Below are 24,566 nucleotides of genomic sequence, written 5' to 3'. Positions count from 1 at the left end.
GATAATTTCAGTTATTTACTACTTGCTTATGTCGGAAAGTGACAGAAGAGGGTTAAGTAAGTCTGCGATAAAAAACCTAACTAGGTTACGAAATGTAAATACACCTAAAACCCTTACAAATGACTAAGGACAAATGACAAATGACAACCCTCACTGCTTATCTTTATTTGCACCTACTTAAGTGGATATCCGGGTGGATAATTTTATTGAACCCTAGAGGATGCTGTCTGCATGGATGCAATATTGACCATCAGGCGGTTTTGTCATTGCTGTTTAGGAAGGAAACTTTACTAAGAATTATTAATCAATTTTTAAGTAACAATGTAGTACGATCCTGTAAGTTTACTTAGGCAAATCGTAAAACCCACCTAGACTTTGTAATTCCGCAGCCAGTTCCCGACTTTAGAGGATTTTTAATGGCCAATCATACAGAAATCTCTGCGGGTTACCCTAGCAGTTTGAGAAAATTAGTAGCGAGAAAAGGATGTTGGCAGCGTTACTTACTTCTAGGTATAACAACAAACATAGCATTTTGGGCTGCAACTTTTCTTTATCTAAAACTTACACCACCGACCTACACTAGTTCTTCAGCTATTAATCTGCCAGGAGCATGGTCAAATGCCAATATTAATCTACCAGACATTGGCTATGCTAATTATGAAAATGTGTCTCCATACGCTGCTCTTTCTTCTCAAGATCCAAGAGAAATTTATAAATTTATAGCTGAAAGCGAACCTATATTAAGATCGGCAGCCGAGCAACTTAATATGTCTTTAGAAGAGTTTGGCAAACCTCGGCTCAAGCTAATAATTAATACTTCCATGATGAGCGTTGACTTCGAAGGCGCGAGTCCCCAGGAAGCTCAAAATAAATCTTTAGCTTTTTACAAAGCCTTGCAAACAAGACTCAACAAGCTACGAAATCAAGAAGCTGTTCAAAGAGATATAGGTTATCAAACGTCCCTGATTTCTTCGCAAAAAAAATTAGCAGATGCTCATAAGCGGCTTTCCGATTACAAAGCACGTTCGGGTTTGAATTCTGAAGATCAAATTAAGGATTTGACAACCAACATTGAACAGCTCCGCAGACAACGAGCTGAAATAATCGGTCAACAGCAACAGGCTACTACTCGTTTGGCACAATTATCGAATAATTTAAAACTATCTGCTGGACAAGCTACAGATGCTTTTACCCTTCAAACAGACCAGATATTTCAACAAAACTTAAAAAATTATAGTGATGCTAGCGCTTCTGTGGTAGTTTTAGAATCCAAATTTCTGCCTAGCCATCCGACATTAATTACAGAGAAAGCGAAAAGAGACGCTGCTCAAGAGGCCTTGCTAGTTCGAGGTCAGTCTCTTTTAGGGCGAAAATTCACTTTGGCAGTTCTAAAGCAATTAAGCCTTAGTAGCAATAACTCTGGTAACAACGTTCCTCGAGACGCTCTTTCCCAAGAACTAGTTATAGTTCAGGCAGACCAAAAGGGATTCACTGCTCAAGCTCAAGCAATAGAGCAACAGATTAACCAGCTTGAGAGTAGGCTCAAGAATTTAACACAGTTGGAAAGCACCTTGGATTCGTTGAAGCGAAATACGCAAATTGCTGGAGCGGTCTTTTCTTCAAATTTGACCAGACTGGATATTGGCAAGTCGAATACTTTTGGATCTTATCCACTGATTCAACTTGTTATACAGCCTACATTACCTGAGAAACCGACTTCACCAAAAGATAAATTAGTTTTACTAGGTTCAACTTTAGGCTCCCTTTTCGTATCCCTTGGACTGGTGTTACTTTGGTGGCGCGAACGTAAAAATTTAATATCTGATAAGACTGTGAGTACAGAGAGGAAGAGAATGGAACAATGAAACCTCAAAACTTTGAAGAAAGTCTTGTTTGGTATTGGATAATTAGTACCTATGTATTTTATTTTATTGGTATTTTATATCCTGTAAATTTTGTATTAGCCTGGATACTGTTTTTTTACTTATGTAAGCGGCTTTGGAACCAAACAGCGCAAACTCGTATTGAAAAAAGAATCAAAGTTTATTGGATACATTGGGTTTGGATTGTCTCTATTCTGATCGTAGCGATCGCTACAATTGTAGGCTGTATAACTTATGATGTAGGTACAAATCAAACTCTTAGGTCATTGATTAACTGGTTTACAGATTGGGCTTTGCTAGCACTATTTCCATTAAGCGGCTGTCTCAATATTCGACCACAACTAATCTATAGGGCCGTCTGCATCTTATGTCTTCAAAGTTTGATTTTAATTCCCTTTTTTTATCTAGCTTGGATACTAAAGTTACCTGCACACCTATATTCTTCTCCAATTGAAAGATTAATCCAGAATGGTGAGCTTTTTTACAACGTAAATCTCTATGGTAGTGATTACGGTACGAATGATATCCGTCTATTTCTATTTGCACCTTGGGCACCTGCGCTCGGTCTTATTGGAAACATCTACTTCTTCCTTGCTATTGAAGAACGTAACAACAAGTGGCGCTGGATTGGTATAGCTGGCTCTTTAGCGATGAGTATAGTATCTGTTTCTCGCTTATCTTTTATAGCTTTACCAATAGTTTTCATATTAGTTTTGTTACTTACAAAAATTACTAAACCTACTACACAAATTGCACTCGGATTTGTTAGCTTTTTAGCAGGTATTTTTAGCACGGCACTTCTTGGTACTATTAGGGATGCTAAAGAAGCATTTTATAATGCTAGACCGGACTCTTCACGAGTGCATGAAGCTTTAGGTATGATTGCCTTGGAGAAATGGAAAGAAGCTCCTATATGGGGTCATGGTTTTCGAGAAGCACCAGGGCCTAAAGCATTAGCGGAAATGCCTATCGGCTCTCACCATACTTGGTTTGGTCTCTTGTTTGTGAAAGGGATAGTTGGCTTCATCGCTTTTTTAGTACCAATTTTATTGAGTTTTATAGTTTTGCTGATTAAAGCACAGAAAAGCACAACTGCTAGGGTAGCATTATATTTTCTTGTCACTCTATTACTTTTTACATTTAATGATAGCCAAGAGGTTTTAGGTTACTTATACTATCCCGGTTTAATTATCATGGGAATTGCATTTAAAGAAGAAGTGCAGCTTCCTAAATCTTCTCTTAATAAGAAGCCTGAAGCTGCTTATACTTAAATTTAAAATTGATAAAAAATATTTAATTTTCTCTTAAGGATGCCCTCATGTTAATCAAAAAGCTAAGGCAAAAAGTATCTAGTCAATATGTGCGTAATATTGGTTGGATGGGGGGAGCAGAGTTAGTAAATCGTGTTTTCCGATTGGGAACAACAGTTACTTTATCTCAACTGTTAAATCCTTACGATTATGGATTGATAGCAATCGTTTTGACTACCAATGAATTCGCAACTGTTTTTACCTTAAGAGCTGGAATTGGCTCTAAGATTGTTCAGGCAGCAGAGAAGGATCTGAAAATTATTTGTCAGACATCCTACTGCCTTAATTGGATACTATGTGGAGTAATGTTTATTCTTCAGTGTCTTGCCGCTTTACCAGTTGCTTTGTTTTATAGTAATAACCAAGTTATCTTGCCTATCTGCATTATGGCATTAGTTTACTTAATGCTACCAATCTTTGCAGTTCAATCTGCCTTAATCCAGCGAGAGAACCGCCTGAAAATCACAGCATTATGTAATGCTACTCAGTCGTTTCTAATCAATATTCTCACTATATGTTTAGCTCTATTAGGGATGGGAATGTGGGCTGTTGTTATACCTATTGTTATTACGACTCCAGTCTGGATTGTTATCAATCTAATGAATCATCCTTGGCGTCCTACCATGTTCTTTAGTTTTAATAAGTGGCAGGAAGTTGTTAGTTATGCCAGAAATATTCTTGGCGTTGAGTTACTAAATAAGCTAAGAGCTAATCTTGATTACCTGATTATTGGACGTTTTTTAGGAGTCCAGGCGCTAGGAATTTACTATTTTGCTTTCAATGCTGGCTTAGGAATCAGCATGAATGTAATAAATACAATGACTTGGTCTTTATACCCGCATCTTTGTGCTGCTCGGGGAAACGTTAAGCAGCTTCGAGAACGTTATTTTAGTAGCCTCAAAACATTTGCCTTAATTGTCTTTCCATTGGTTTTGCTACAGTCAAGCCTAGCTCCATTTTATGTCCCAATTATTTTTGGGCAAAAGTGGATAACAGCAATTCCAGTATTGATAGTTATCTGCTTGTCAGCCATACCACGCCCATTTGCTGATGGCGCTTCTATGTTACTTAATTCTGTAGATAAAAGTCATATTAATCTTTACTGGAACTTAATTTTTACTGTAATTTTTACAATTTCATTACTAGTAGCTGTGAAATGGGGAATTTTTTGGGTAGCTGTTGCGGTGTTCATGGCTCATATATTAGCATTACCTCTTTACAGCATTTGGGTTAGTAAATATGTTTTATCTAGAACTCAATCTTTATCAATTGCAAAATAAAAACTAAAGCTGAGTAAAAATTTGGCTTGTTAGAAAAATACCTTTTTCTAACTACACTTGTTCATTGAGACATAACGAATAACAACGAGGAACTAAAATTAATGGCTACCCCCCAACCGGAACAGCTGAAAGAACTTCTGCATAAATCACTAGGGAAATTAGAGACATTTCCAGAGTGTGCATTACTAGACTATCCTGACTATCCTAATATTGGCGATCACCTTATCGGGTTAGGTACTATACTTTATTTAATTAATGTGCAAAAAACAAAAATTAAATATACTGCTAGTCCTAATAACTTTTCTAGCAAAGTAATGGAAGAAAGAATTGGAAAATCTCCTATTTTCCTGCAAGGAGGAGGGAATTTAGGCGATCTTTGGACTGCTCATCAAAAATTTCGCGAACAGATTATTTCCAAATACCGAGATCGACCAATAATTATCCTACCACAAAGTATTTATTTTGTTGAACCTACCAATTTAATAGAAGCAGCAAATGTATTCAACTCACATCCTAATTTGACTTTGTTTGTGCGTGACGAATATAGCTATGAACTTGCTCTAAAATATTTCTACAACTGTCAGGTAATTAAAGCACCTGATATGGCTTTTCAAATGGTCAATCTACCTGGCCTCTTATCTAGGTCTAACCGTAGTAACTCTATTTTATATCACTATAGAAATGACAAAGAGTTGAATCAAAGTAATTCTCAGACTTCTATCGATCTCCCTAATTTAGTTGTAGAAGATTGGACTTCTTTCAAATATGACACAACTGAACGTATGGAGCGAATTCGGGAAGGCTTGCAAAAAGGTACAGTGATTCCTGGTGAGTGGATATATCGACATCTTTGGAAATACTTCCATCATTATTCCTTTGGATTCAATAGCTTATATAACTCCTCAATGCATCTTAAATCCTTAAGTTATATGCATCATGGGATGTATCAATTTAAACAGCATCGTCTAATTATTACAAACCGTCTGCACGGACATATTCTCTGCATTCTTATGGGTATTCCTCATGTCTTTCTACCTAATGCTTACCATAAAAATGAGGCATTTTATCAAGCTTGGACTTACTCAATTCCCTTTTGCAGATTTGTAAAAAAATCTTCACAAATTCAGGTGGCTGCACAAGAACTTTTGGAACTATTCCCAAACTAACTGGTTTATGCTCTGCCTACACGAAAAATTACAAAAATATTTCTACTTTCCATCTGGTTAAACTCTATGACCGAAAACGACTCATGATACAGAGCAACTAAATTTATTTATAGGGATCATTAATTTTGAATTTTGAATTTTGAATTCGGAGCGAAGCAACGTGACAACTATATCCGTTATTATTCCCGCTTACAATGCTGAACGCACTATTTTAGAAACAATAAAATCCGTTTTTCAACAAACCTTTTCTGATTTTGAGTTAATTATTATTAATGATGGCTCAACCGACCGGACTTTAGAACTATTGAAGACTGTTGAAGATTCTCGTCTCAAGATTTTTTCATACAGCAATGCTGGTCTATCAGTAGCTCGTAATCGTGGTATTTTTCATGCCACGGGAGAGTTTATGGCATTTCTCGATGCCGATGACTTATGGACACCTGATAAATTAGAGCTACAACTAGCAGCATTGCAAAAACATCCAGAGGCAGGACTTGCTTATAGCTGGACTCTGAACATGAGTGAAACAGCAGAGATTTTTCACCCTGGTCATAATGTAGTCTACGAAGGTAATGTATATGACAAATTATTACTTAGTAACTTTATTTCCAATGGTTCTAATCCTTTAATTCGTAAACAAGCAATTGAATCTGCTGGAGAATTCGACCCAACACTTTCTTCTGTGGAAGATTGGGATTATTGGTTTCGTGTAGCACAGCACTGGGATTTTGCAGTAGTTCCCAAACCTCAAATTTTCTATCGTCACTCTTCAAAATCTATGTCAACAAAAGTTGAGAAGATGGAGAAATATTTGCTTATTGTCTTGGAGAGAGGCTTTCAAGCAGCACCGCCAGAGTTACAAAATCTTAAAAATCAAAGCCTAGCAAATATCTATCAATATTTAACGGGTATGGAACTAGCTCATGTGACTAATAGAGAACAGCTCAACCAAGCTGGTCGTAAATTGTGGAAGACGGTTTCTTTATATCCTCAGATTTTGCGAGAAAGAGTAACTCAGCGTTATTTAATGAAATGGCTAGTAATGCAAGTCCTTTCTCCTCAAATTGCTAAGTACTTGACTCGACCTTTTTCTTTGGCTAGGTCTGTTGCGGTTCCAAGGCTGCAATAGAGGCTGTTATTAGAAAGCAACCTTTTGATACTAATTAGCTAGTAGAATTTAGCAACTTATTGAAATCATATGCCAACTATATCTGTCATTATTCCCGCTTATAATTCTGAACGCACAATTGTCGATACAATTGTCTCAGTACAACAACAAACTTTTTCTGATTTTGAGATAATTGTTATCAATGATGGTTCAACAGACGGAACTCTTAAGCTACTGGATGAGTTGAAAGATAGTCGTATAAAAGTCTTTTCCTATGAGAATGGAGGTTTATCAGTAGCTCGTAATCGTGGTATCTCTCATGCTAAGGGAGATTTTATAGCCTTTCTTGATGCTGACGATTTATGGACAGCCGACAAGCTAGAACTTCAGTTAGAAGTTTTGCAAAAAAATCCAGAAGCAGGTGTTGCTTATAGCTGGACTTATTTTATGGATGAACAAACTGGAAATTGCCATCTGGATCGGCCGATCTTTTTCCAAGGTAAGGTTTTGGCGAATTTATTAACCTGGAACTTTATTGCTAGTGGTTCAAATCCCTTAATCCGTAAGCAAGCGATTGAATCTGTAGGAGAGTTTGAACCTTCAGTATCAGGAGCAGCAGACTGGGATTATTGGCTACGTTTAGCTGCAAAATGGTCGTTTGTTGTAGTTACTAAACCACAGATTTTTTATCGTCAATCTTCAAATTCAATGTCATCTAAAGTTGAATTTATGGAAGACTGTCAGTTCCAAGTATTGGAGCGAGCTTTTCAATCAGGATCGCCAGAAATTCAAATACTGAAAAATTATAGTTTAGCTTATGTTTACCGATATTCTTGTAAGCTATGCTTAACAAGAATTACAGGTGATGAAGGAGTTGAAAAAGCAAGTCAAAAATTGGGGAAAGCAATTCAGCTATATCCAAAAATTCTTCTGGAAAAGGAAACTCAAAAGCTAATTATTAAATTGTTGTTGAAAAAAATACTTGTAGAAAATATTTCTGCATACTTGCTCCAGATTATTAGTAAAATTCGCGTTGCTCACGTTCAAAAGTTGAATATTCATGAAAAAAGAATCGGTTGAGGTAAGTTGTTGTACTTGCCACTTGGTAACTCAATGGGATAGTTACTCAGTCTTATTCTGGATAATGGTGGAGCGATCGCTTGCTAAGAATTTCAATCAGACTATCCACACGTAGAAAAAAAGTATCATTAACTACAACAATTGCTTTATAACGCATACTAGAAGGAAATATCTTACATTATCCGGTGAAAAGTTAGGAAGTGGGATTCGTCCTATAACTAGACGGATAGCCAAGTGGATAAATATCTCACTTTTTTAGATGCTATCACTAGAAGGTGCGATCGTATCCATCAGATAGTATTCCCATTGCCATATCAAAGATTACTGTACTACTAGTAAAACCTGAGAGCAAACTGAAACTAAAGTCAGTCTGGAAAATGAAAAAAGTTTCTGTAATTATTCCGGTTTATGGAGTTGAGAAATATATAGCTGCTACTGTACAATCCGTTCTTGAGCAAACCTATACAAATTTCGAGCTTCTAATTATCGATGATGCTTCTTTGGACAGAAGTATAAATATCTGTCAGCAATTTACTGACCCCAGAATTAAAATTATTCGTCAGGCAAATCGAGGAGTATCTGGAGCTAGGAATACTGGTATTCGTCATGCTCAAGGAGAATATTTAGCTTTTTTAGATGGAGATGATCTTTGGTTGCCAGAAAAGTTAGAAAAACAAATTGCTCACTTAGAAAATTCACCAGCAGTCGGTGTTAGCTTCAGTCGTTCTGCTTTTATTGATGAAGCTGGACAAGCTTTAGGTACGTATCAGATGCCCAAGCTTAAAGAAATCACGCCATCCTATTTGCTCAGTTGCAATCCGGTTGGTAATGGCTCGGCTGCGGTAATGCGCAGAGAAGTTTTGGAAGCGATTAAATTTCAAGATAATCTTTACGGTACTAATGAAGATTGTTATTTTGATGAACGCTTACTCCAATCAGAAGATAACGAATTTTGGATTCGTATTTCCATTAAAAGCAATTGGCAAATAGAGGGCATTCCAGAACCCTTGACCTTGTATCGGGTTAATTCAAAAGGGCTTTCAGCAAATATGCTCAAGCAGTTAGATTTTTGGGAAAAGCTAATTGAAAAGACACGCTCCTACGCTCCAGAAATATTTACTCAAGAGGAAACACTAGCTAGAGCTTACCAGTTGCAGTATTTAGCTCGTAATGCCGTAAGACTACGAGAAGGTTTAATGGCTGTAAAATTAATTAATCGGGCGTTAATAGCTGATTGGCATATTCTTCTTGAAAATCCCAAAAGTACACTTTTGACACTGGTAGCTGCCTATTTACTTTTACTCTTACCTCAAAATGTTTACAATAAATTTGAAGCTCTGGTTTCAAATAATATAGTAGGGGCTAACCAAAAACGTCGTATTCTTCAAGAAAATATCTAGAAATAATTAATAACTTTTCTATAAATAATTAAGAAGTCCTATGCCTAAAGCATAATTAGATTTCTTAATAATGCATAGTAAATTTAATTAGAGATTAATTAAATTAAATCAATGGGAATAGTCAACAATGAAGAAAGTTTCTATCATTATTCCGGTTTACAAAGCAGAAAAATATATAGCTGCTACACTGCAATCGGCTCTTGAACAAACTTATGAGAACTTCGAGATTTTAATTATTGATGATGGTACTCCTGATAAAAGTATAGAAATTTGTCAGCAATTTACAGACCCTAGAATTAAAATTATTCGTCAAAAAAATCGGGGTCTACCTGGGGCAAGAAACACTGGGATTCGCCATGCACAGGGAGAATATTTAACTCTTTTAGATGCTGATGACTTATGGTTGCCAGAAAAATTAGAAAAACACGTTAAGCATTTAGATAATTCGCCTAATGTCGGGGTAAGCTTTAGCCGCTCTGCTTTTATTGATGATAATGGCAACCCTTTAGGTATTTATCAAATGCCTCAGATGGAAGGAATAACTCCAGCAATTGTCTTTTGCCGCAATCCAATTAGCAATGGTTCGGTAGCAGTAATTAAAAGAGAAGTTTTTGAAGCTATTGAATTCCAAGACAATCTTTACGGTATAGTTGAAAATTTTTATTTCGATGAGCGATCGCGCCATCCTAATGGTGACACAACAGATGTTGAATGTTGGTTTCGGATGTCTGTTAAGAGCGATCTGGAAATAGAGGGTATTCCTGAAGCTTTGACTTTATATAGGGTAAATTCAGGGGGACTATCAGCAAACGTTCTCAAGCAGTTAGATGCTTGGGAATTAATGGTTAGTAGGGCACGCTTATATGCTCCAGAAATAGTTAATCAATGGGAAACACTAGCTAGAGCCTATATGTTGCGTTACTTAGCCCGCAGAGCAGTCAGCCTGCAAGATGGTGCAATGGCTGTGAAGTTGGTGAATCAAGCATTAGCAACCAACTGGCATATTCTCTCTAAAGAACCACGCCGTACACTTTTGACCCTAGGAGCTGCCTATTTCCTTCGTCTTTTGCCCCAGTTCCTTTACAGTCGAATTGAGACTGTTGCTTTAAAGACTACAGGATATACTCAAAGACAGCGCATTTCACAAGGCTTAGGGGGGAGCAACGCGATTTCGTGACCTCGGCCAAAGGACGTGCAGAAATGAGCTTTAACGCGGCTTTTGGATCGAATCACTCATTTGAGTCCCTGTATAATTGGGAACCCAACCTTCTGCGATCGCAAAATAGCGTATCCCTTTGAAATTCAACGATGCAGTTGGGCTGCACCAATGCTCAACTCCAGCCGGGATGTAGAGATAGTCTTGTGCCTGAACTAAAAGCTGTACCTGGCTGCCATCAGGTTGCACGAAGCCATAAATCATTTCTCCTGACAACACATACAGGGGTTCAGGCGCAGGATGAGTATGATAACGACCGTAGGTTGCGATCAGGTGGTGAAGATTGAACGAACCTGGATGCACATTTAGTAAGTCACACCAGAGAGCGCCATTTTCTTGCTGAAGAAATTCAAAAACGCTGTTGTGGAGTTCTACGCAATAACGTTTCTCGGTCTCAGTTAAAACGTCCTGGTCTCGCAGATTAGGGAAGAGTAGCGATGTTCCTGGGTCGTAGTGTTTGAGTTGAACGCCAAGAGGTGCAAGTTCGCGAGCTATTTCGTCTAAATCGCTCTCAATCGTACCGTCGTCAAGTAGTAGGTTAGCCATGACAAAAAGACTAATTAACTGTTAAGAAGAGTATACTCAATTTTGAGATAAAAAGCCACTATTCCCGATTGAGAAACCGGGGAATGAGACATGGTGAATAGGGAATAGGGAATAGGGCATGGGGCATGGGGCATGGGGCATGGGGCATGGGCAATAGGGAATGTATACAAAAACTAAGATAAGGCTTCCTTAGATCAGAATTTTAGAGGGACAACAAAAATAACCAATGCCCAATGCCCAGTGCCCAATGCCCAGTGCCCAATGCCCAATGCCCGATGACAGCAGTTGCTCCACTTGGGGAAACCCCAAGACCGCACTGCCTCCCCAATGCCCAATACCCAATTCCCAATACCCATTAAAAGAATAAATTTATCGCCAGAATGATGCTTATTGGTACCACTAGCATTTAAGCTAGTACGGGTGAACTATATCCAGCATGGAATGTCTGACTTAATTCTGTTTTGGCATCGGCGCGATTTACGCATTTCTGATAATACGGGACTGGCTGCGGCAAAACGGCAAAGTCCGAAGGTAGTGGGCGTGTTTTGCCTAGATCCAAATCTTCTGGAACGGGATGATGTTGCTCCTGTGAGAGTAACTTATATGATTGGCTGTTTGCAGAAACTCCAAGAGCGATATGCTCAAGTTGGTAGCCAGTTGTTAATCCTCCACGCCGATCCTGTACAAGCGATACCAGCTTTAGCCGAAGCAATAAATGCCAAAGCTGTTTTTTGGAATTGGGATGTAGAGCCTTATTCACAAGAACGCGATCGTACCATTATAAATGCCCTCAAAGAAAAAGGTATTGAGTTTCTTAACCAAAACTGGGATCAAATCCTCAACTCTCCAGAGGAGTTACGCACGGGTAGTAACAATCCTTACACAGTTTACACACCCTTCTGGAAAAATTGGATTGCCAAACCGAAAGCTCAACCAGTAGAAACACTGCAAAATGTTGAGGGATTAACGGAAGCCGAACAGGAAATTGCCAAACTTGCAGGAGCGATCGCACTACCTTCAGCAAAAGATTTAGGATTTATTTGGGATGGTGACTTGATTATTTCACCAGGAGAGGCGGCAGCACAAGAACGATTAGAAGAATTTACTAATAAAGCGATTACTGAATATCAAGAACAGCGCAATTTCCCCGCAGTGGACGGAACATCACAATTGAGTGCAGCTTTAAAATTTGGTGTAATTGGTATTCGCACCATTTGGCAAGCCACGGTAGAAGCAATAGAAAATAGCCGCAGTGAGGAAACAGCAGTTAATATCCGCACATGGCAACAGGAATTAGCTTGGCGGGAGTTTTATCAACACGCAATGTACAACTTCCCGGAATTAGCTGATGGTGCTTTCCGCGACGCCTTTAAAAACTTTCCTTGGCAAACTAACGAAGAACATTTCCAAGCTTGGTGTGAGGGAAGAACAGGCTACCCCATTGTGGATGCAGCAATGCGCCAGATGAATGAAAGTGGCTGGATGCACAACCGTTGTCGAATGATTGTTGCCAGTTTCCTTACTAAAGACTTGCTAATTAATCCCCAATTGGGAGAAAAATACTTTATGCAGCACCTGATTGATGGTGATTTATCTGCTAATAATGGCGGTTGGCAATGGAGCGCTTCTAGCGGCATGGACCCTAAACCTGTGCGAATTTTCAACCCAGCCAGTCAAACACAAAAATTCGATCCAGATGGGGAATATATTCGGCAATGGGTATCAGAATTGCGGTCTGTAGATACAGAATATTTAGTTACTGGGAAAATTCCACCTTTAGAACGTCATGCTGTTGGCTACCCTGACCCAATTGTGGATCATAAAATACAGCAACAGCAGTTTAAACTGCGTTATCAACAGCAAAAAATCCTTAGTAGTGGTGAGTAAAATTGCTAATTTTTTAATGTTTATTGATAGTATTTTTGGCTAATCAACCTTCCTTCAAAAATGTTTGTAGTCAAGACTTTAATCCTGATTTTGTTCATATAGTGCTTTGGATAAAAGACTAAAGTCCTTACTACAAACTTATGGGTATTTTGATATATATAGGACTCATATTTGATTGCGTGAAAAAAACTCAGTACAGCTTTATTCCTTCTTCCCAGTCCCCAGTCCCCAATCCCTAGTCCCTACGATTAATTCAGAAATCAAATCAGATTGCTATATGACATTATGTCTTGACAGGTAAATGAGAAATTGTCCATAAGATGAGTAGGAAGATTAAGTAAATTGCACCAACTAATCCAAACTCAATCAGAGGAATGTAGGTTACTTCGTAAATTCTGCCCAAGCCGCGTTCAGTCAGTGTATAAACGGCCAGGACACTCACTAAAAAGGCTCCGTAGATAGTACGTTTAGCCCAGATACCCACAGGTAAACCATGAAGCTGAGTAAGTACCAGAATGCCAAAAAAACCAAAAAGAAATGTGGGCCACTTGCTTTGTCCTAGTATTAATGACACGATTACACTATGTAAAAGCACTGAAGCCTCCAAAGTAAATGTCCACCAACGGTTTACATGGGTGCGGTTAAAAATCAAGGAAGATTGGAGCAAAAGCAAGAACATATACAGAAAACCAATCAAGTGCCCCAAAGTCGCTTCCATTGGGTGATACCAGAAGGTATAGATAGCGGCGAAAGAGAAAAAATAGCCGTGGTATAGTTTGATAAGTTGCAAAAACTGTTGATGGAATGGAACAGAATTGCCAAAAAATAAACCGCGTCGAGGTGTTTCTAAAATCAGTACGAAGACTAATAAGAGTACAACTGCACCTTGAGAAGCCCAAATTGAAGTATCTTGAGCTAGAGCATCGTACCAAATATATGTTTGGAGAAAGTGTAAACCGATGAATACACTATTAATAGCAAGCATCAGGTAATTTATCGGATGCAACGCTGATTTGTATTTCAACTGCGATCGCTGCGCCCACAAGATACACGCCCAGATGCTAAACTGATGCCCAATGTACATACCCCAAGCCGTTGCTCGACTCCAAAAGGTTGGTTGGGGAAGCTTCCAATAGTACCAGTTTAATCCTTGGTCAGGAAGTTTGATAATGCTTGCAGGAATGCTCCCACCGATCCAAATTCCGTAGGTGAGGAGGATGCTTACAAAGATGCCTAAAAATAATACTCGGCGACCAGTCATAGTAATTTTAGATTTTAGATTTTAGATTTTTGATTAAAAATTTTTAATACAACGTGAGTTCGACAAGCCCTTTTTTGACCTCTCCCCCAACCCCTCTCCGACACGGAGAGGGGAGCCAAAACCCTAATTTCTCGTTGCTCCTCCCTTTCCCCGTGGGAGAGGGAGGCTGGGAGGGAGAGGTTCATCGAACTCACGTTAATACAAGGCTGTTTCAAAAAATTATTAAACTTTGAAATCAAGATTGTCAGGCGATACGTTCTGTTTTTGATTCAGATGCACTTTTCGTTACTCGAAAACTAAGAGTTAAAGCTACTAGCATTACTAAAAATCCACTCAAAAAACGAGCAGAATTTCCAAATTTCATAAAACTCACTCCTGCCCATGTTGGCCCAGCGATGCGTGCCAATGCAGAGCAAGAACTGGCAATTCCTAATATTTGTCCTTGTTATTCTGGGGCTGTCATCTGGGAAATCAAGCTGTTCAATATTGGTTGACTAACACTAATTCCCCATGCCACAAGTGTGGCGGCGACTAATAATAAAATTAAGCTTTGCGAGAATCCAATTAACAGTAATCCTAAACCTAATCCTAATATCCCCAAGATAAGTAACTTGATTTCACCTAATTGTTTCTTGAGAAATCCGATTAGTCCTCCTTGAATGATTGTGCTGACAATCCCCATGAAGGCAAAAAGATAACTAGCTTGTTGAGGCCCCCAATTTAATTGCTGCTTAGACCATAAAGCTAATGTAGAGTCCATAGCTGCAACAGCAAAGGTGACTAAAAAGTAGATGCCAACAAGTACACAAAACTGCGATCGCTGTGACAACTGTAACAAGTTTAGGGATTGCTGACGGTGGCGATGAAGTTGGATTTTGGCTTTAGTCTCAGAATTTAGAGATTCTGGAAGTAATATTAAAGCACAAAGAAATGCCAATAAAGATAATCCGGCTGCAAACAATGACGGTAGATGAAAGTTAGCGTTGTTCGGATCTGACCCGATTAGAAGACCTCCAATCGCTGGGCCGAGAATGAAGCCAAGACCAAAAGCTGCGCCGATTACACCCATGCCACGAGCTCGATTAGTTGGCGTAGTAATATCTGCTATGTACGCCTGAGCAGTGGCAATATTCCCTGACATAATCCCGGCTAGACTACGAGCAATAAACAAAATCCATAAGGAGTTGGCAAAACCTAAACCTGCGTATGCAATTACCGAACCGAATAAAGTCAGTAATAAAATCGGACGGCGACCGTAGCGATCGCTAAATCTGCCCCATAATGGTGCAAATAAGAACTGCATTAAAGAATAAATAGCTACAAGTAAAGTCGCTTCATTAGGTTTTGCACCAAATTGTTCGGCATACAAAGGCAGTATCGGCAGAATAATTCCGAAGCCGAGTAAGTCTATAAATACAGTCAAAAATAAGACGAATATAGCCCTGCGATTATTTTTACTCTCCATCTGGGCAATGCCATTTTATAAAAAAGATGTGTAACTTGAATTAGCTTTCTGCACAGCAGGGAATGCTCGATCGTAAAGACCTATTGAATACAACCAGTAATCAGTACAAGCAAAGTGTATGAATTTCAGTGTGATTGAGCAAAATAGCATGGAACAAACCCATAATAAAAATCAAGCCAATAATACTACTAATTAAAGCAACAATAATTTCGTGCTTCCGTATGGCTTTTTGTATCTTAGCGTCTATGATGTTTTCTAATTCTTTGTATAACATTGAGTTGAACTTGGTTAAAGACAATAATTATCTGAAACTTACGTTACTTACATAAGTTAGAGTATGTCCGAAATCTCTAACTTATGTCTAACTTATTAAATGAAAACTATTTCAATGCAGTGCGAGTGTCAAGAACTTTTACGTCGTTTCAAAACACCACCTGAAATACCAAAAGCTAATATCGCTAAGGTATAAGTTGGTTCGGGAGTTGCAAGAATACTTACCTGATTAATAGCCAAGCCGTATTGTGGAGCAGAACTGCTAAAAACAAGCCGTGAGATGTTTGGAGTATCACTACGAATCCCCAAGAATACTGCCGAATTATCTAATGCTAAAGACGAAATATTTGGAACTGAGAAAGTACCTAATAGGTTATTAGCTTTATCAAAAGCGGCGATCGAATTTTCAATTTTCAATTTACTAGTGTCTACAGCTATCTGAGTTCCAGCGCCAAAAACTGGCTGGGCAAAACTAATCGAAAAAGGCCCGCCGTTTCCCTGAGTACCAGGATCGGGAGTACCGGGAGGAAGAGGAATAAAACCTGTTGGGTCTATACCTCCGAAGAGAATAAAATCACCTAGAGCGAAGTTACTCCGAATGCCAGGTGGAGGTAAAGTTTGAAAAACAAATGGTGGAGTAATTTGAGGCTTATTAGTTGGAGTTATATTTATATTCAAGCCTAAACCACGTTGCGATGTTGCTGAAAAAGAGTTAGGTAGAAAAGCCGAAAAATCAGGCGCAGAAGGATTAAAGACTTTACCTAAACTTTCCCAATTAACTTCATCATTGCCTCCTAAACCAGCGCGGTCAGTTACTAAAAATGTAGCGGCTTTAACTGGTAATGGGAGAACCGTTATTATAGCTGCGATCGCTGAAAAATATTTTACAGATAACTTAAATAATTTATTTATTGTAACTCTCACAAAGTTTTCTCCTTAATTTTTTAAGATAATATCATCAAATGCAACAATTAAATATTCACGTTCAGACAATGATTTGCTCAGATCGAGAGAGTGAAAGCAACTGCTGCGATCGCACCGACTGAGCTTAAATGTTTCATTACCGCCATTACTAACCAACTTGTTATTGTCTTCTCCAGCATCAATCAGGTTATTTCCAGATTAGTAGAGATATTATTATTGCCTCCACGAGTAAAAATATACTCGTCACTACTACCTAGCAAAAAGTTATCGTTAGGGGAGTACCAGCAACGATAGATATAAAATATACCTTTATAGTTTTGTAGATCAAATGTATTCGATCGTCGTAATAGTCCCATATTACAACGATCGCAATTATAAATTTCTGATGAAATATACTTAAAAATAGTTAATCCGATTTTATATCTCTGGTGAGAGAAAAAAATACGATTACCTATTTCTTAAAATTATATGTCAGTACCTTATGGTAATTTATAGCTACCAACACGTAGATTTAACTGACCTTGGCGCGGGTTATGGCTGAATATAAATGCGCCTTCTTCGCTTTCCCCACTAGATAAAAAGTCGATTTGTTGCTCTCCTGTTTCTGTAACTTTGCCGTCAATCATTAACTCAGCTATAATCTGAACTGACTCAGCTGTATCTCCTCCATTATTCACAACTTCAAAAGGAACATAAAACTGGCTATTAATTTCTCGAATTGTTTGTTTTTTAGTGACAGAAAGGACGGGAGGTTGATTTTTTTCGTTCAGCCAAGTGTAGCCTACTAGAATCACAATCGTTGCTAGGATGAATGAGGCGATGCTGAATGTTATCCACTCAGCTATTGAGCGCTTTGGTTGTTCTGTTTTAGTCATATTGCTAACCTTCCGGCTGCACCACCAATGGTTGCGGGTAAACCCAGTATCAATGTGTGATCTAACCACATTGTCCAAGGGTCGCTAAAAGTTAATTTTTGAAAGAACCACAGCATAAAAGCGCCTGCTAGCAATGATACTAAGTAGGACATAATAGTTTCGCTCGATGGTCGTTGAAAAATTCCCTTTTGCTCTTTACGTTTTTGCTGGTTAGAAAAACCTGCCTGAAATACAATGCCATAAGAAATCAGCAAAGATGCGGCGATCATTGCCAATTCCCAAGGTGGAGAAGTTGCGGCTGCAAGCATAGGAATTTCATCTGTGGGAGCGATGTTAAATGCAATTATGGTTGCACCAATCAGGGTTCCACCCACATCCACAAAAGTGGCGTGTAACTCATCACCTTTGTTCTTGGTTGTGTTATTTTCGCGATCGCTTCCTTGTCCTTTTCCATTAGTGTTTTCAGTCTCTCCCAAAAACTGATTCGCTAATGCTACACCAAGAGCGAAGGGCACACTTTCAAAGATAATTTTACCTAAAGATTCCTTTAGGGAGGTTTCTGGTGCCAATTCTCGCAATAGTAACAGCACAAAGGTAGAACAAGCTATGCCGATCGCGATCGCTTCGATGGTATCGATTGCGGCTTGATGAGCAAGGCCTGTATATCTGCGTTTCCGAAAGCCTTCTGTATAATTGAGCAAGTAAACCACAATAAACATCAATGCGATCGCCGTCATGATAAATTGTGCTTTCGCCAGCGATCCAATCCACCAAACCTCCATTGTGTACAGCAAGGGTATGCCAAACAAAAAACCTCCACAAGCACCTCGAATGATGTCATTAATCTCATTCTTCCAGATATTTTTTTGACTTTTCGTTGGCACTCCTTTATTTTCCTTTTATTTAAATTTTGTTTTAATTTATAGTTCATTTATTGGCGAAAAAGTTATTTGTTTAATATATATAAATTTTATTTATCAGATTTTCATGTTTTGTAATATCTGCTACAGTACCGATCGGCATCTATCTTAAGATAATATAATTTACCAAAATCTTCTCTCGGTTGATGGAAGTAAAAAACAATACATAACTGTTAGATTATGTAATAGCTTTAGGGACTTACAAGTAATAAGATAAGCAATATTTTATTACTTGTAGGGTGAGCGTCTTACCCGTTCCGTGAAATGGGCGGGCTTTTCGTCCCACTTTGCAAGTAGTAGTAATTTATCTATGACTTACGCAAGTGTCACAAAAAAATCGGATTTGTAGTTTCTAGTAAGCGGCTCTAGCCCTTATATTGAGGAATAAAGTCCTCTCTTCTCTGCGAGAGGCTACGCCAACGAGACGCTGCGCGTAGCTTGCTTCCCCGGAGGGGTACACTACGAACTGAAAATAATATCCCAGTTGCGTAAATCCTGTTATCTTGCGAGTTCTCTGAATCAACTACAAGCTGGAGATAAAAACCATGAGTGTCGAAAAGAGAATAGAAGCGACTGTAAAAAATATTGAAGGAAAAATTCAAGAGATTGTGGGTGAAGTCACAGGTAATCCACAAGATAAAACTGAAGGACAAGCAAAGCAAGCTGAAGCCCAAATTGGTCACACCGTAGAAAATATTAAAGACGAACTGAAAAAAGTTTTAGAATAATTTCGCTAGTCTAGTATAAATAGCGATTTTAACGATGAGTAACTCCTAAATTTGTAACTTGATTGCTCCACTTTCTATAAGTTAGTGGGGTTTTTTATGGCGTTAAATCTGAAAGTATAGGAATCCATTTTGATTCCTGAAATTATTTGCGTAGGCAGGGAATAGGTAATAGGGAACAGGGAACAGGGAAGAAGGAATAAAAGTAGACCTCTTGCAAAAGTGCTTTTTGCAAGAGAGGGGAAAAGGGTAAAGGTTAAAGGGGAAAGGGAAAATAACAAACCTTTCCCCCTTTCTCCTTCCCCTTTTCCCGACAAATGCCAAGAAGTGTAGTGTACTGAGTTTTTTTCACGCAATCAAATACTCTCAAGTCTGTAGCGACTACTCTCAAGTCTGTAGCGACTACTCCCAAGTCTGTAGCGACTACTCCCAAGTCTGTAGCGACTACTTCCAAGTCTGTAGCGACTACTCTCAAGTCTGTAGCGACTACTCCCAAGTCTGTAGCGACTACTCCCAAGTCTGTAGCGACTACTTCCAAGTCTGTAGCGACTACTCTCAAGTCTGTAGCGACTACTCCCAAGTCTGTAGCGACTACTCCCAAGTCTGTAGCGACTACTCCTAAGTCTGTAGCGACTACTCTCGTGTTTTCTACCTCTTGCCCTCGTATATGAGTAATTATATACCGGGATATTACTGCTATAAGCTAAAAATTTTGCGATCGCAATTTGCGATTTATGCTGAACCAGAATCGGGTTTAATTAAGGCAAGCTAGTTCTAGAAGTATCTTAAAAGAGAAAATTTATGTCTCGTCAAAAACGTACATCCCGCGTTTTAGAAAAAGCTGAATTAAGAGCATCTGGAATGAAATCGATTATTCCAAGCATTAAATTTGAAGAAGATTATACTTTAGAAAAACTGATTGATTCAATCGAACAGTTACGTAATAAAATTGATGTTCATAATAGCGCTCTGGCTATAGTTGACTCTACTTTAACAGAAGTTGAAAATATGGAAAAAAACTTGAAGCAGCTTTCTGAGAAAATGTTAATGGTGGTTGCTATCAAGTACGGTAAAGACAGCGTTGAATATGAAATGGCAGGTGGTGTTCGTAATAGCGATCGCCTCCGCAAAATGAGAGCGAGCCGCTTAAAAAATATTGCAGAGCAAGCATCAGATAAAAATGAGAAAACTGCATAGAAAATGAGATAATATCATTTTGGATTTTGGATTTGAGATTTTGGATTGAACAATCTAAAATATCAAAGGTGTTTCTACTTATGCTGAAGCAAGCTTTTTATCACAATTGGGATGTCCACAATTTTCTATTTGTTCGCCAGACATTAGAAATTTCTATGGAAGATATAGAGATGAAAATTTCATACAGAGGTGCAGCGCAGTGTTAGCCTGCTGACCGCAACAAACGAGTAAAACCTTCTTGCTCAAAGTGTTTATCAGTTGTTAATGCCTCTATAATTCCTTGCCTACGCATTAACACAAAGCTTACAGCATCACATAATGAATAGGTTTTATCTTGTCTTGCTAACAAGAAATCTATTGCTTCTCGATGTAGCCGCTCATCAACCCATACAATTTGAACGTTTGAATTGTTGATTAGTTCAAGGCTATATGAGAGTACAATTGAACGGGAAAAACCTCGAACCAATGCTAGAGCCACTAATTCTGCTAAAACATAGTTGTGCGTAAGCCGACTTCTGCTTGTAGTAGCAATCAGTTCAACTGCCCTTTCATGTTGTGGCTCATCTTTATGGAGAAAGCAGAGCAATCCTGACGTATCAAGCAGCATTATCTACATTCCAATGCTTAAAAATCATTGGTGTAAGCTTTTGCCAAGTCAGCATCAATGCTTTCGTTATCTATACCTGTGGCATAACCCAAGCTAATTGCACCTGCATAACTAAGTAACCGTTGACGTGCTTCTTCTGGCTGAACTTCTGGTTGTAGCTTTGCACCAGTCAGAAGACCATGCTGCCCATCAAGAGATGTCACAATCAATTCTGCTACCGAAAGCCCGATGGCATCAGCTTGCTGCTGCAAAGCTGCATAGACATCATCACTTAATTCCAGTGTTAGCAGTTGGCTCATAAGAATAAACGATTTCAATTAAAGCTAGGGCAATTATAGCTTTTTCCACAAATACTCGGTCACTAAGCTTGTGACTATAGTATATCTAAGCCTTGTAGAGCTAAAAATTTAGTCTTCCTGTTTTCCCAAATACACCTCAATCACACGAGAGTCATTTTGCACTTCTTCAAAATTACCTTCGCACAGCACCGAACCTTCATGTAATACTGTCACTTTCTTCGCAATTTGACGCACAAATTCCATATCATGTTCAATTACTAAAATTGAATGACTCTGCGCTAGTGCTAAAAGTAGTTCGCCAATGTTGTGGGTTTCTTCATCTGTTAAACCAGCAACGGGTTCATCAACAAGTAATAAATCAGGTGACTGTGCTACTAACATCCCAATTTCTAAACGTTGCTTTTCTCCGTGAGAAAGTAAAGCTGCTCTGATATCGCCTTTCGGAGTTAAACCAATGGTTTCTAATAATCCTTTAATATTATTCTTTTCCACAGCATGAGAAGGTTCAAACAAAGTAGAAAATACATTTTTCTTCTTGTGACTGGTAATTTCTAGATTTTCGCGTGGTGTTAAATTCAGGTAAATTCGAGGTGTTTGAAACTTGCGCCCAATTCCCAATCGGGCAATTTTATATTCAGGTAAAGAACGCAGGTTTTTACCTTTGAATAAAACTCGCCCTACGGTTGGCTGAACTTTCCCCGTAATCACATCTAGAAACGTTGTCTTTCCCGCACCATTTGGGCCAATTACGACTCGTAATTCACCCACATCCATACTAAAGTTAAGCTGGTTTAAAGCCTTAAAACCGTCAAAGCTAACAGTTACATTTTCAGTTTCCAATATTTTCGCGTTCATGTTGCACTTCGGGGTCTTCTTCTAAAGTGGGATATGTAGCAATTTCTTGACGACGGTGGAAAAGAGAAATATTATGACTGCGCAACCATCCCACAATGCCGTCAGGAAGGACTGTAACGACTATCAAAAATAGTGCGCCTTGGAAAAATAGCCAGATTTCGGCAAATTGTTCGCTTAAAAAAGTGCGGGCATAATTTACTAACAAAGTTCCGACAATCGCGCCAATTAAAGTAGCGCGTCCGCCTACTGCTACCCAAATCACCATTTCAATCGAAAAGGCAATATCCATTGCTCTGGGTGATACAGAACCACTTTGAATGGTGTAAAATGCTCCTGCTATACCTGCGATCGCACCGGAAACTGCAAACACCAGCACCTTAAAATCTGTAGGGTCGTAGCCAGAAAATCTTACCCGACTTTCATCATCACGAATCGCTATCAACAACCTCCCAAAGCGTCCAGTTGTCAACCAACGACAAATTCCGTAGGTGGCTGCGAGAAACACTACCGTCAGCGTGTAGAAAATAAACTGCGTCTTGGCATCGCTCACCGTTGCGCCAAACAAAGTTGTAAAATCTATCAGTCCGTTCGTGCCGTTGAAAAATTGTTGTTGACCGTTAAAGAAGTTGAAAAATACAATAGTTCCGGCTTGAGTCAAGATGGAAAAATAAACTCCCTTGAGGCGATTTCGGAAAACCAAATATCCCAACAATCCCGCCAATAACCCCGGAATTAATACCACCAAAGCTATTGTCAAAGGAAACGAATAAAAAGGCTGCCAAAAGGCGGGAAGTTCTGTAACCCCATAAAGCCCCATGAAATCAGGCAATTCTCCAGTAGGGACTTGCAGCTTCAGGTACATTGCGATCGCATATCCACCCAAACCAAAGAAAATACCATGTCCCAAACTTAGTAAACCAGTATAACCCCAAATCAAATCGATACCTAAAGCTGCGATCGCCAGCGACAGAAATCGCCCCAACAAATTTAGGCGAAACTCCGACAGCAGCAGTGGCATAATGATGATGAGGAAGAGTGCGATCGCGATCGTCACCCCCGCCTCAATTAATAACCTTCCTCCCCTCTTCCTCATTCTCTGCGTCCTCTGCGTCTCTGCGGTTTAAACATCAACAGTACGTCCCTTCTGCGGAAAAATTCCCCCAGGCTTCCACTGTAAAAACACAATAATCAGCGCAAATACCATCACCTTCGCCATACTTGTCGTTGCAAAAAAAGTAAAAAAATCAGTCAAAGGTTTAACAGGAGTCAACAACAAAGCCAAAGTCCCAGAACCAATTAAAAAATTAGCCGTACCAATACCCAACGCCGCCACAATCGTCCCGGCTAAATTGCCCACACCTCCAACGACAACCACCATAAAAGTATCAATAATATAGTTTTGTCCCGTATTTGGCCCCACAGAACCGAGTAAACTAATCGCACATCCCGCCACACCAGCTAAACCAGAACCCAGTGCAAAAGTAATCGCGTCCACCTTTTGAGTTGGGATACCCAAACAAGCACTCATACTCCGGTTTTGCGTCACCGCCCGAATTCTTAAACCCCAGCTAGAACGTTGTAAAAATAAGTAAATTCCTGCCACACAGATTATTGTTAAAGCAATAATAAATAACCTGGCAAAGGGCAATTGCACACCACCTAAAGATATCCCTGCTTGTAACCAAGTCGGTGCTGTTACATCCACATTTTGAGCGCCAAACCAAGGTTGAGTTACTGCTAACTGATAAGTTTGACTCAATAAATTGCCCGTTGTGATTGTCACCCCTAGCGATAATAAAAATATCACTGCCACAATCCAGTTACGAACCCTTCCCAAATCAGTACGAGAATTTAAAATCCATAAACCTCCAAAAAACAGCAGAGAAAATAAGCCGATACCAATTATCAATACCCAATTCACACTGCGGACAAACTGTTGAAAAATTAAACTTACTCCCCAAGTTGCTAGTAAAGTTTCTAATGGGCGTCCATAGAGATAACGAATCACACCTTTTTCTAAAATTAATCCCACACCTGCCGTGAATATAAATGCAATAATCAAAGCCAAAAATATATAGACTTCAAACCACACCCCACCCAATTGCTTACATACATTTTGCACAACAAATGTTGTATAAGCACCGAACATCATCAATTCACCATGCGCCATATTAATCACGCCCATCAAGCCAAATATAATCGCCAGCCCCAACGCTGCGATTAATAATACAGCGCCAATACTAATACCATTAAATACAGCTTCTAAAAATCCTGCTAACACTTATTTCT

Annotated in this window: 25 protein-coding genes; 13 read left to right on the top strand and 12 right to left on the bottom strand. The window is 39.0% G+C overall.

The window, feature by feature from the left end:
- Nucleotides 1–416: 416 nt before the first annotated feature.
- The 9 genes from RMX89_RS27660 to RMX89_RS27620 all read left to right on the top strand — a co-directional run bounded on the left by RMX89_RS27660 (nt 417) and on the right by RMX89_RS27620 (nt 10,404).
- Nucleotides 417–1,865 (top strand): hypothetical protein, encoded by a 1,449-nt coding sequence (locus RMX89_RS27660; RefSeq protein ID WP_322691180.1) that lies wholly within the window; start codon nt 417–419, stop codon nt 1,863–1,865.
- Entirely contained in the window at nt 1,862–3,154 is a 1,293-nt protein-coding gene (locus RMX89_RS27655; RefSeq protein ID WP_322675026.1) for an O-antigen ligase family protein, read from the top strand. The genes RMX89_RS27660 and RMX89_RS27655 overlap by 4 nt, the downstream gene beginning before the upstream one ends.
- A 47-nt stretch (nt 3,155–3,201) precedes the next feature.
- Nucleotides 3,202–4,473 (top strand): lipopolysaccharide biosynthesis protein, encoded by a 1,272-nt coding sequence (locus RMX89_RS27650; protein WP_322691179.1) that lies wholly within the window; start codon nt 3,202–3,204, stop codon nt 4,471–4,473.
- 101 nt (nt 4,474–4,574) lie between these two features.
- Nucleotides 4,575–5,639, top strand: a complete 1,065-nt coding sequence (locus RMX89_RS27645) for a polysaccharide pyruvyl transferase family protein (RefSeq protein WP_322691178.1) — start codon at nt 4,575–4,577, stop codon at nt 5,637–5,639.
- 160 nt (nt 5,640–5,799) lie between these two features.
- Nucleotides 5,800–6,768, top strand: a complete 969-nt coding sequence (locus RMX89_RS27640) for a glycosyltransferase family 2 protein (RefSeq protein WP_322691177.1) — start codon at nt 5,800–5,802, stop codon at nt 6,766–6,768.
- Between the two features lie 69 nt (nt 6,769–6,837).
- Complete coding sequence (locus tag RMX89_RS27635) at nt 6,838–7,827, top strand: glycosyltransferase family 2 protein (RefSeq protein ID WP_322691176.1); 990 nt, start codon at nt 6,838–6,840, stop codon at nt 7,825–7,827.
- Entirely contained in the window at nt 7,808–7,942 is a 135-nt protein-coding gene (locus RMX89_RS27630) for a hypothetical protein (RefSeq protein ID WP_322691175.1), read from the top strand. The genes RMX89_RS27635 and RMX89_RS27630 overlap by 20 nt, the downstream gene beginning before the upstream one ends.
- 262 nt (nt 7,943–8,204) lie before the next feature.
- Nucleotides 8,205–9,227, top strand: a complete 1,023-nt coding sequence (locus RMX89_RS27625; protein ID WP_322675031.1) for a glycosyltransferase family 2 protein — start codon at nt 8,205–8,207, stop codon at nt 9,225–9,227.
- Between the two features lie 127 nt (nt 9,228–9,354).
- Nucleotides 9,355–10,404, top strand: a complete 1,050-nt coding sequence (locus tag RMX89_RS27620) for a glycosyltransferase family 2 protein (RefSeq protein ID WP_322691174.1) — start codon at nt 9,355–9,357, stop codon at nt 10,402–10,404.
- Between the two features lie 30 nt (nt 10,405–10,434).
- Here the strand turns inward: RMX89_RS27620 and RMX89_RS27615 are convergent, their stop codons facing one another.
- The gene (locus tag RMX89_RS27615) at nt 10,435–10,989 is read right to left on the bottom strand and encodes a 1,2-dihydroxy-3-keto-5-methylthiopentene dioxygenase (protein WP_322691173.1); all 555 of its coding nucleotides are present in this window, start codon (nt 10,987–10,989) and stop codon (nt 10,435–10,437) included.
- Nucleotides 10,990–11,222: 233 nt separating this feature from the next.
- On the opposite strand from RMX89_RS27615, the gene RMX89_RS27610 reads away from it, so the two are divergent.
- Together RMX89_RS27610 and RMX89_RS27605 are read left to right on the top strand one after the other, a co-directional pair.
- Nucleotides 11,223–11,348, top strand: a complete 126-nt coding sequence (locus RMX89_RS27610; protein ID WP_322691172.1) for a hypothetical protein — start codon at nt 11,223–11,225, stop codon at nt 11,346–11,348.
- A gap of 82 nt (nt 11,349–11,430) precedes the next feature.
- Nucleotides 11,431–12,876 (top strand): deoxyribodipyrimidine photo-lyase, 8-HDF type, encoded by a 1,446-nt coding sequence (locus RMX89_RS27605; RefSeq protein WP_322691171.1) that lies wholly within the window; start codon nt 11,431–11,433, stop codon nt 12,874–12,876.
- Between the two features lie 283 nt (nt 12,877–13,159).
- Here RMX89_RS27605 and RMX89_RS27600 read toward each other — a convergent pair whose 3' ends face one another.
- The 5 genes from RMX89_RS27600 to RMX89_RS27580 form a co-directional block, all read right to left on the bottom strand.
- Nucleotides 13,160–14,137, bottom strand: a complete 978-nt coding sequence (locus tag RMX89_RS27600; protein WP_322691170.1) for a hypothetical protein — start codon at nt 14,135–14,137, stop codon at nt 13,160–13,162.
- Between the two features lie 445 nt (nt 14,138–14,582).
- A complete protein-coding gene (locus RMX89_RS27595) occupies nt 14,583–15,602 on the bottom strand; it encodes an MFS transporter (RefSeq protein WP_322691169.1) in 1,020 nt (339 codons plus the stop codon).
- Between the two features lie 402 nt (nt 15,603–16,004).
- A complete protein-coding gene (locus RMX89_RS27590; RefSeq protein WP_322691168.1) occupies nt 16,005–16,799 on the bottom strand; it encodes a hypothetical protein in 795 nt (264 codons plus the stop codon).
- A 479-nt stretch (nt 16,800–17,278) separates the two neighbouring features.
- Nucleotides 17,279–17,674: a TIGR02588 family protein gene (locus RMX89_RS27585; protein WP_322675037.1), complete on the bottom strand. Its 396-nt coding sequence runs from the start codon at nt 17,672–17,674 to the stop codon at nt 17,279–17,281.
- A complete protein-coding gene (locus RMX89_RS27580) occupies nt 17,671–18,558 on the bottom strand; it encodes a TIGR02587 family membrane protein (protein WP_322675038.1) in 888 nt (295 codons plus the stop codon). Before RMX89_RS27580 ends, RMX89_RS27585 begins: the two co-directional genes overlap by 4 nt.
- Before the next feature lie 581 nt (nt 18,559–19,139).
- Here RMX89_RS27580 and RMX89_RS27575 point away from each other — a divergent pair.
- Nucleotides 19,140–19,322, top strand: a complete 183-nt coding sequence (locus tag RMX89_RS27575) for a CsbD family protein (RefSeq protein ID WP_322675039.1) — start codon at nt 19,140–19,142, stop codon at nt 19,320–19,322.
- A gap of 253 nt (nt 19,323–19,575) precedes the next feature.
- Here the strand turns inward: RMX89_RS27575 and RMX89_RS27570 are convergent, their stop codons facing one another.
- Nucleotides 19,576–19,920: a hypothetical protein gene (locus RMX89_RS27570; RefSeq protein ID WP_322691167.1), complete on the bottom strand. Its 345-nt coding sequence runs from the start codon at nt 19,918–19,920 to the stop codon at nt 19,576–19,578.
- Between the two features lie 200 nt (nt 19,921–20,120).
- Between RMX89_RS27570 and RMX89_RS27565 the strand changes: the two genes are divergently transcribed.
- Nucleotides 20,121–20,516: a hypothetical protein gene (locus RMX89_RS27565; protein WP_322675041.1), complete on the top strand. Its 396-nt coding sequence runs from the start codon at nt 20,121–20,123 to the stop codon at nt 20,514–20,516.
- Between the two features lie 202 nt (nt 20,517–20,718).
- Here the strand turns inward: RMX89_RS27565 and RMX89_RS27560 are convergent, their stop codons facing one another.
- From RMX89_RS27560 to urtB, 5 genes are all read right to left on the bottom strand, one after another.
- Nucleotides 20,719–21,123, bottom strand: a complete 405-nt coding sequence (locus RMX89_RS27560) for a type II toxin-antitoxin system VapC family toxin (protein WP_322691166.1) — start codon at nt 21,121–21,123, stop codon at nt 20,719–20,721.
- Between the two features lie 17 nt (nt 21,124–21,140).
- Nucleotides 21,141–21,422 carry a hypothetical protein gene (locus tag RMX89_RS27555; RefSeq protein ID WP_322691165.1) on the bottom strand — a complete coding sequence of 94 codons (282 nt, stop codon included), beginning with the start codon at nt 21,420–21,422 and terminating at the stop codon, nt 21,141–21,143.
- A gap of 108 nt (nt 21,423–21,530) precedes the next feature.
- Entirely contained in the window at nt 21,531–22,277 is a 747-nt protein-coding gene (gene urtD / locus RMX89_RS27550; protein WP_322691164.1) for an urea ABC transporter ATP-binding protein UrtD, read from the bottom strand.
- Complete coding sequence (urtC, locus tag RMX89_RS27545; RefSeq protein WP_322691163.1) at nt 22,252–23,370, bottom strand: urea ABC transporter permease subunit UrtC; 1,119 nt, start codon at nt 23,368–23,370, stop codon at nt 22,252–22,254. The genes urtD and urtC overlap by 26 nt, the downstream gene beginning before the upstream one ends.
- A gap of 27 nt (nt 23,371–23,397) precedes the next feature.
- A complete protein-coding gene (urtB, locus tag RMX89_RS27540; protein ID WP_322691162.1) occupies nt 23,398–24,558 on the bottom strand; it encodes an urea ABC transporter permease subunit UrtB in 1,161 nt (386 codons plus the stop codon).
- Nucleotides 24,559–24,566 lie beyond the last annotated feature (8 nt).

It is taken from the genome of Nostoc sp. DedSLP04 (genome assembly GCF_034530775.1).
Lineage (GTDB): Bacteria > Cyanobacteriota > Cyanobacteriia > Cyanobacteriales > Nostocaceae > Nostoc.
This window is presented reverse-complemented; position numbering and strand designations above follow the sequence as displayed.

Excerpts from the sequence above, each read along its gene's own strand:
- RMX89_RS27660 (WP_322691180.1), top strand. The coding sequence starts at position 417 with ATGGCCAATCATACAGAAATCTCTGCGGGTTACCCTAGCAGTTTGAGA.
- RMX89_RS27655 (WP_322675026.1), top strand. The coding sequence starts at position 1,862 with ATGAAACCTCAAAACTTTGAAGAAAGTCTTGTTTGGTATTGGATAATT.
- RMX89_RS27650 (WP_322691179.1), top strand. The coding sequence starts at position 3,202 with ATGTTAATCAAAAAGCTAAGGCAAAAAGTATCTAGTCAATATGTGCGT.
- RMX89_RS27645 (WP_322691178.1), top strand. The coding sequence starts at position 4,575 with ATGGCTACCCCCCAACCGGAACAGCTGAAAGAACTTCTGCATAAATCA.
- RMX89_RS27635 (WP_322691176.1), top strand. The coding sequence starts at position 6,838 with ATGCCAACTATATCTGTCATTATTCCCGCTTATAATTCTGAACGCACA.
- RMX89_RS27630 (WP_322691175.1), top strand. The coding sequence starts at position 7,808 with ATGAAAAAAGAATCGGTTGAGGTAAGTTGTTGTACTTGCCACTTGGTA.
- RMX89_RS27625 (WP_322675031.1), top strand. The coding sequence starts at position 8,205 with ATGAAAAAAGTTTCTGTAATTATTCCGGTTTATGGAGTTGAGAAATAT.
- RMX89_RS27620 (WP_322691174.1), top strand. The coding sequence starts at position 9,355 with ATGAAGAAAGTTTCTATCATTATTCCGGTTTACAAAGCAGAAAAATAT.
- RMX89_RS27615 (WP_322691173.1), bottom strand. The coding sequence starts at position 10,989 with ATGGCTAACCTACTACTTGACGACGGTACGATTGAGAGCGATTTAGAC.
- RMX89_RS27610 (WP_322691172.1), top strand. The coding sequence starts at position 11,223 with ATGCCCAGTGCCCAATGCCCAGTGCCCAATGCCCAATGCCCGATGACA.
- RMX89_RS27605 (WP_322691171.1), top strand. The coding sequence starts at position 11,431 with ATGTCTGACTTAATTCTGTTTTGGCATCGGCGCGATTTACGCATTTCT.
- RMX89_RS27600 (WP_322691170.1), bottom strand. The coding sequence starts at position 14,137 with ATGACTGGTCGCCGAGTATTATTTTTAGGCATCTTTGTAAGCATCCTC.
- RMX89_RS27595 (WP_322691169.1), bottom strand. The coding sequence starts at position 15,602 with ATGGAGAGTAAAAATAATCGCAGGGCTATATTCGTCTTATTTTTGACT.
- RMX89_RS27585 (WP_322675037.1), bottom strand. The coding sequence starts at position 17,674 with ATGACTAAAACAGAACAACCAAAGCGCTCAATAGCTGAGTGGATAACA.
- RMX89_RS27575 (WP_322675039.1), top strand. The coding sequence starts at position 19,140 with ATGAGTGTCGAAAAGAGAATAGAAGCGACTGTAAAAAATATTGAAGGA.
- RMX89_RS27565 (WP_322675041.1), top strand. The coding sequence starts at position 20,121 with ATGTCTCGTCAAAAACGTACATCCCGCGTTTTAGAAAAAGCTGAATTA.
- RMX89_RS27560 (WP_322691166.1), bottom strand. The coding sequence starts at position 21,123 with ATGCTGCTTGATACGTCAGGATTGCTCTGCTTTCTCCATAAAGATGAG.
- RMX89_RS27555 (WP_322691165.1), bottom strand. The coding sequence starts at position 21,422 with ATGAGCCAACTGCTAACACTGGAATTAAGTGATGATGTCTATGCAGCT.
- urtD (WP_322691164.1), bottom strand. The coding sequence starts at position 22,277 with ATGAACGCGAAAATATTGGAAACTGAAAATGTAACTGTTAGCTTTGAC.
- urtC (WP_322691163.1), bottom strand. The coding sequence starts at position 23,370 with ATGAGGAAGAGGGGAGGAAGGTTATTAATTGAGGCGGGGGTGACGATC.